The 2,860-nt window shown below is 50.5% G+C and carries 1 rRNA gene; it reads left to right on the top strand.

Going from position 1 to position 2,860, the window contains the following annotated elements:
* Window positions 1-2,860: ribosomal RNA gene (locus tag ABEA36_RS13205) — 23S ribosomal RNA — on the top strand; the annotation flags it as partial.

Below are 2,860 nucleotides of genomic sequence, written 5' to 3'. Positions count from 1 at the left end.
AGCGTACACGGTGGATGCCTAGGCAATCAGAGGCGAAGAAGGACGTGTTAATCTGCGAAAAGCGCCGGTGAGCTGATAAAATGCATTATTAGCCGGCGATGTCCGAATGGGGAAACCCAATGTAGGTGACTACATTATCATTAACTGAATAAATAGGTTAATGAGGCGAACCGGGGGAACTGAAACATCTCAGTACCCCGAGGAAAAGAAATCAACCGAGATTCCCAAAGTAGCGGCGAGCGAAATGGGAGGAGCCCAAAGCGGGTAGCTTAATGTGTAAATGGAAGCGTCTGGAAAGTCGCACGACAGAGGGTGATAGTCCCGTACATGAATATGCATTAAGTGGAAGCTTGAAGAGTAGGGCGGGACACGTGATATCCTGTCTGAAGATGGGGGGACCATCCTCCAAGGCTAAATACTCCTGATTGACCGATAGTGAACTAGTACCGTGAGGGAAAGGCGAAAAGAACCCCGGCGAGGGGAGTGAAATAGAACCTGAAACCGTGTACGTACAATCAGTGGGAGCATCATTTATGGTGTGACTGCGTACCTTTTGTATAATGGGTCAGCGACTTATATTCTGTAGCGAGGTTAACCGAATAGGGGAGCCGTAGGGAAACCGAGTCTTAACTGGGCGAATTTAGTTGCAGGGTATAGACCCGAAACCCGGTGATCTAGCCATGGGCAGGTTGAAGGTTGGTTAACACTAACTGGAGGACCGAACCGACTAATGTTGAAAAATTAGCGGATGACCTGTGGCTGGGGGTGAAAGGCCAATCAAACCGGGAGATAGCTGGTTCTCCCCGAAAGCTATTTAGGTAGCGCCTCATGTATAACTGTTGGGGGTAGAGCACTGTTTCGGCTAGGGGGCCATCCCGGCTTACCAACCCGATGCAAACTCCGAATACTGACAAGTTGAGCATGGGAGACACACGGCGGGTGCTAACGTTCGTCGTGAAGAGGGAAACAACCCAGACCGCCAGCTAAGGTCCCAAAGTCATAGTTAAGTGGGAAACGAAGTGGGAAGGCTTAGACAGCTAGGATGTTGGCTTAGAAGCAGCCATCATTTAAAGAAAGCGTAATAGCTCACTAGTCGAGTCGGCCTGCGCGGAAGATGTAACGGGGCTAAAACTATGCACCGAAGCTGCGGCAGTGTGTGAATAACATATTGGGTAGGGGAGCGTTCTGTAAGCCTGCGAAGGTGAACTGTGAGGTTTGCTGGAGGTATCAGAAGTGCGAATGCTGACATAAGTAACGATAATGCGGGTGAAAAGCCCGCACGCCGGAAGACCAAGGGTTCCTGTCCAACGTTAATCGGGGCAGGGTGAGTCGACCCCTAAGGCGAGGCAGAGATGCGTAGCTGATGGGAAACGGGTTAATATTCCCGTACTGGTGTATATTGCGATGGGGGGACGGAGAAGGCTAGGTTTACCACCTATTGGATGGTGGGTTAAGCGTGTAGGGGTGTGATTAGGCAAATCCGGTCACTAAAACTCTGAGGCGTGATGACGAGGCACTAAGGTGCTGAAGTAATTGATGCCCTGCTTCCAGGAAAATCCTCTAAGCTTCAGATATACATTAATCGTACCCGAAACCGACACAGGTGGTCAGGTAGAGAATACTCAGGCGCTTGAGAGAACTCGGGTGAAGGAACTAGGCAAAATGGTGCCGTAACTTCGGGAGAAGGCACGCTGATGGTAATTGAAGTCCCATGCGGATGGAGGTGAAATCAGTCGAAGATACCAGCTGGCTGCAACTGTTTAATAAAAACACAGCACTGTGCAAACACGAAAGTGGACGTATACGGTGTGACGCCTGCCCGGTGCTGGAAGGTTAATTGATGGGGTTAAGCGTAAGCTGAAGCTCTTGATCGAAGCCCCAGTAAACGGCGGCCGTAACTATAACGGTCCTAAGGTAGCGAAATTCCTTGTCGGGTAAGTTCCGACCTGCACGAATGGCGTAATGATGGCCAGGCTGTCTCCACCCGAGACTCAGTGAAATTGAATTTGCCGTGAAGATGCGGTGTACCCGTGGCAAGACGGAAAGACCCCGTGAACCTTTACTATAGCTTGACAGTGAACATTGAGCCTTAATGTGTAGGATAGGTGGGAGACTAAGAAGTGTGGACGCTAGTTTGCATGGAGTCGACCTTGAAATACCACCCTTTAATGTTTGATGTTCTAACGTAGGGCCCTGAATCGGGCTTACGGACACTGTCTGGTGGGTAGTTTGACTGGGGCGGTCTCCTCCCAAAGAGTAACGGAGGAGCACGAAGGTTAGCTAATCCTGGTCGGACATCAGGAGGTTAGTGCAATGGCATAAGCTAGCTTGACTGCGAGAGTGACGGCTCGAGCAGGTACGAAAGTAGGTCATAGTGATCCGGTGGTTCTGAATGGAAGGGCCATCGCTCAACGGATAAAAGGTACTCCGGGGATAACAGGCTGATACCGCCCAAGAGTTCATATCGACGGCGGTGTTTGGCACCTCGATGTCGGCTCATCACATCCTGGGGCTGAAGTAGGTCCCAAGGGTACGGCTGTTCGCCGTTTAAAGTGGTACGCGAGCTGGGTTTAGAACGTCGTGAGACAGTTCGGTCCCTATCTGCCATGGGCGTAGGAAAATTGAGAGGGTTTGCTTCTAGTACGAGAGGACCGAAGTGAACGCACCGCTGGTGTTCGGGTTGTGATGCCAATTGCATTGCCCGGTAGCTACGTGCGGAATAGATAAGTGCTGAAAGCATCTAAGCACGAAACTAGCCTTGAGATGAGTTTTCCCAGTAGAGATACTGTAAGGTCCGTTTGAGACTAAGACGTAGATAGGTCAGGTGTGTAAGCGTAGCGATACGTTGAGCTAACTGATA

The organism is Orbus sasakiae (assembly GCF_039542345.1).
In the GTDB taxonomy this organism is placed as follows: domain Bacteria; phylum Pseudomonadota; class Gammaproteobacteria; order Enterobacterales; family Orbaceae; genus Orbus; species Orbus sasakiae.
Note: the sequence above shows the minus strand (reverse complement) of the source record. Positions and strands in the feature narration are given on the sequence as shown.